The sequence below is a fragment of the Desulfatiglans anilini DSM 4660 genome (assembly GCF_000422285.1).
GTDB classification, from domain to species: Bacteria; Desulfobacterota; DSM-4660; order Desulfatiglandales; family Desulfatiglandaceae; genus Desulfatiglans; species Desulfatiglans anilini.
This window is the reverse complement of sequence record NZ_AULM01000086.1, coordinates 1-3,501: the sequence shown is the minus strand read 5'-3', so window position 1 is coordinate 3,501 and position 3,501 is coordinate 1. Positions and strand designations below refer to the sequence as shown.

The 3,501-nt window shown below is 56.2% G+C and carries 4 protein-coding genes; all 4 read left to right on the top strand.

The features are described from left to right. The first annotated feature begins 221 nt into the window (after positions 1-221). On the top strand, positions 222-641 hold the full coding sequence (locus H567_RS0121065) for a hypothetical protein (RefSeq protein ID WP_028322900.1): 420 nt from the start codon (positions 222-224) through the stop codon (positions 639-641). 86 nt (positions 642-727) lie between these two features. Continuing rightward, positions 728-1,117, top strand: a complete 390-nt coding sequence (locus H567_RS26510) for a hypothetical protein (protein WP_051185189.1) — start codon at positions 728-730, stop codon at positions 1,115-1,117. After that, the gene (gene istA, locus H567_RS0121055; RefSeq protein WP_028322899.1) at positions 1,092-2,558 is read left to right on the top strand and encodes an IS21 family transposase; all 1,467 of its coding nucleotides are present in this window, start codon (positions 1,092-1,094) and stop codon (positions 2,556-2,558) included. The genes H567_RS26510 and istA overlap by 26 nt, the downstream gene beginning before the upstream one ends. 2 nt (positions 2,559-2,560) lie before the next feature. Further along, a complete protein-coding gene (gene istB, locus H567_RS0121050) occupies positions 2,561-3,301 on the top strand; it encodes an IS21-like element helper ATPase IstB (RefSeq protein ID WP_028322898.1) in 741 nt (246 codons plus the stop codon). Positions 3,302-3,501 lie beyond the last annotated feature (200 nt).

Here is a 3,501-nt window from a genome sequence, read left to right as displayed (position 1 = left end):
TATTAACGCCGGTCAAAAAATGGACAGACATAGCCGGTAGAAAACTGGCCAAAATGAGCGGCTGAAAAACCGGCATTGCAGGTTCTTCCTTCTTTCCTGTATGTAAAACCTGTCTTTTCTTCCTGGATCTGCTTCTTTCTCTTCTTTATTTCGTCTTTTTGTGTAATCTCGAAAGATTAGGCTCACAAGTGTTATGGTTGTCATCCACGGGGAGGACGACCATGAACGAGACTATTCGATGCCTCCATTGCGGATCTGTTTTCGAGCGCAATCCGCGCATCAAGACCCAACGCTACTGCGCCCGGAAGGAATGCCAGCGTGCCCGGAAGCGCCAGTGGCAGCGTGAAAAACTCCTCTCCGACCCGGATTACAAAGCCAACCAGCGCGACTGCCAGAAGGCGTGGCACAACCGCCACCCCGGTTACTACAAGGCCTACCGTAAACGCCATCCCGCCAAAGCTCAGCGTAACCGCCTGCTGCAGCGCTGCCGCAACAGCCGTAGATTGCCTGGAAAGCGGATTGCAAAAATGGACGCGTTGATCCCTTGGATTGGCGGACCTCCGCAGGCCTTTTACATGCTCCCAGTGATTGCAAAAATGGACGCGTTACCAGAAAAAATCTTTTTAATTCCTGCTCGTTAGACACGTCAGGCTCTGATTGCAAAAGAGGACTCGATCGCCTTTGGTTCCATCCGCATGGTAGCTTTTCTCTCGAAAGGAGAAAGGCCATGATCGAAAAACGGCTGCTTCGCCCCGACAGGGCAAGAAAGATCGCAGGGAGCTTTGCCGCCATCGAGCACCGGTTTTTGCGCGAGGGCTTCTGGGCCGGACTCAGCCACCACGAGTTGATCCTCTATCTCTTCCTGGTCCTGGTCGGAGACCGCCACGGATTGTCCTATTACAGTTACGACCGGATCTGTTCATTGACGAGCCTGCTGGCCGATGAATACATCCTCGCCCGGGACGGTTTGATCCACAAAGACTTGATCGCCTTTGACGGGAGGCTGTTTCAGGTTCTTTCCCTGCCTTGGGGGTCTCGGACCGACCGCGCCACCGTTCGCCAACTCATCCACCAAAGCCTCGGAGGAGACCATGATCACAAGACGCATCGTTTTTGAGATCCACCGCCTGGCACAGGAAGACTGGACGAAAAGCCATATCGCGGAGCAGTTGGCCCTGAACCGCCAAACCGTCACCAAATACCTTCGCAATCCAACCCCCGAGCGGAAAAAACTCCAGCGACCCAGCAAACTGGACCCGTTCCGGGATGATATCCGGGTCATGCTCGAACGTAACCCCCGCGTCCTCGGCACCGTTATCCACCAGCGGCTTACCGCCAAGGGGTACCGGGGTGGGCTCACCATCCTCAGGAACTTCCTGCGATCGATCAGGCCCGCACCGCGCCGGGTGTTCCTGCGCTTCGAAACCCTGCCGGGCGAGCAGTGCCAGATCGACTGGGGCCACTTCGGCAGCCTCCGCTACGGCGATACGGAGCGCAGGCTGTACTGCTTCGCCATCGTTTTAAGCTACAGCCGACTGCTCTACCTCGAGTTCACCCACTCCCAAAACCAGCAGACCCTTCACCGCTGCCTCTTGAACGCCTTTCGTTTCTTTAACGGGGTCCCGAGAGAAATCCTCACCGACAATATGCTCACCGCCGTGCTCGAACGGGAAGGATCCCTCATCCGCTTCAACGAAGCCTTTCTGGAGTTCCTCCGTCCTTTCGGTATCACCCCGAGGGCCTGCAACCCCCGCCAGCCTCAGGAAAAAGGCAAGGTCGAAAAGGGCGTCATCCACTATATCCGCCATAACTTCTGGCCCCTGCGCGAATTCGTCGATCTCACCGACTTGCAGCGCCAGGCCGATCACTGGCGCGATACCCTCGCCAACTGCCGGCTGCATGCCACCACCGCTCAGAGGCCTGTCGATCGAGCCCTGCAGGAACAACTCAGGCCTTTGCCCGACTTCCTTCCCGATTGCCGTGAATCAGCCGTGCTCAAGGTCCACACCGATTTTTGCATTCACTTCGATGCCAACACCTACACCACTCCCCCCTGGGCCGTCGGCAAACAGGTCGTGGTCAAGGCCGATCAGCAAACCCTCAGCATCTATCTCAAGGAAAAACTGATCGCCACCCATCAGCGCTCCTGGGAACGGAAACAGCGCATCGAACTCCCGGAGCACCGCGAAGCGGTCTTAAAAGGCATGCGCAGGCAGTGGCAATCCGAAGAAGTGGCCCTCTTTGCCTCCCTGGGCGAAGATGCCAGGCTCTACCTCGAACACATGGCTGCAGCCCGCCTCCCCCTCAGGAAGAATGTGAGCAAACTCCTGGTTCTCAAAGACCGCTACGGGTTGGTCGCTTTCCTGGCATCTCTTCAAAAAGCACTGATCAACAAGGCCTTCGGCGCTCATTACATCGAAAACATCCTCGTCCAGGACCACACCCCCACCAAAGACCACCCGCCTCTCCAGCTCAAAGAAGAGCGCCTGAACCGCATCCGCCTCGAAGAACCCAACCTCGCCGAGTTCGACGCCTTTGTGCTCAGAAAGGGGAAATAGCCATGTCCGTGTCCATCGAGGTCGTTTCTCAGGACCTCAAGACCCTCAAGCTCTCCGTAATGGCTGCCCATCTCGAAGGTGTCCTCGAGCAGGCTCGGCAGAAAAACCTCGGCATCCTGGACATCCTCAAGCGTCTGTTGGATGCAGAACAGGAGGAGCGGTGGAAAAACGCCGTCAGCCGCCGCTTCTCACAATCCGGCATCACGGAAAGAGTGAGCATCGATCAGTTTGACTTCCACCACCACAAATCCCGCGAGGATCAGAAAACCAAAATCCTCGAACTCCTCAACCTCGACTTCATCGAAAAAAAGCAGGATGTCATCTTCATCGGCAACCCCGGCACCGGGAAAACCATGCTGGCCAAATGCATCGCCACCGCAGCGTGCAATGCCAACCTCAAGGTCCTCTTCACCAGCGCCATCGACATGATCAACCAGCTGGTCGCCGCCGAGCTCGACCGGTCGCTCATCAGAAAGCTTCGGCAATACCAGACCCCGGATCTGCTCGTTTGTGACGAGCTTGGTTATCTTCCGCTTGGCTCACAGGGTTCGAACCTCTTCTTCCAGGTCATCAGTCAAAGGCATACCCAGAGGTCAACAATCCTCTCCACCAATCTGCCTTTTGCTCAATGGGGGAAGGTCTTCGATTCCAACACGGTAGCCTCCGCGATCGCTGACCGGCTCGTCTACAACTCGGAGATCATCATCCTCGGAGGAACAAGTTATCGAAGAAAGCACAAATAGATCCATTCCCTATAAAATCTTTGTTTGCTCCCGCCTCTTCCTCCTGGAGATGTGGTGGGCCCTTCCTCGGGCGTATCTGGCTCCCGCAGGCTGCCCTTCTTCGCACAGCCGTTTGCCGCCCTGTGCACAGCTATGCCCCGGTACTCTCCCTGATCGTTTTTAAACCCTCCATTCTGTCCATTTTTTGACCGGCGTTAATA

Coding starts and splice junctions, on each gene's coding strand:
- H567_RS0121065 (WP_028322900.1), top strand. CDS start 222: ATGAACGAGACTATTCGATGCCTCCATTGCGGATCTGTTTTCGAGCGC.
- H567_RS26510 (WP_051185189.1), top strand. CDS start 728: ATGATCGAAAAACGGCTGCTTCGCCCCGACAGGGCAAGAAAGATCGCA.
- istA (WP_028322899.1), top strand. CDS start 1,092: ATGATCACAAGACGCATCGTTTTTGAGATCCACCGCCTGGCACAGGAA.
- istB (WP_028322898.1), top strand. CDS start 2,561: ATGTCCGTGTCCATCGAGGTCGTTTCTCAGGACCTCAAGACCCTCAAG.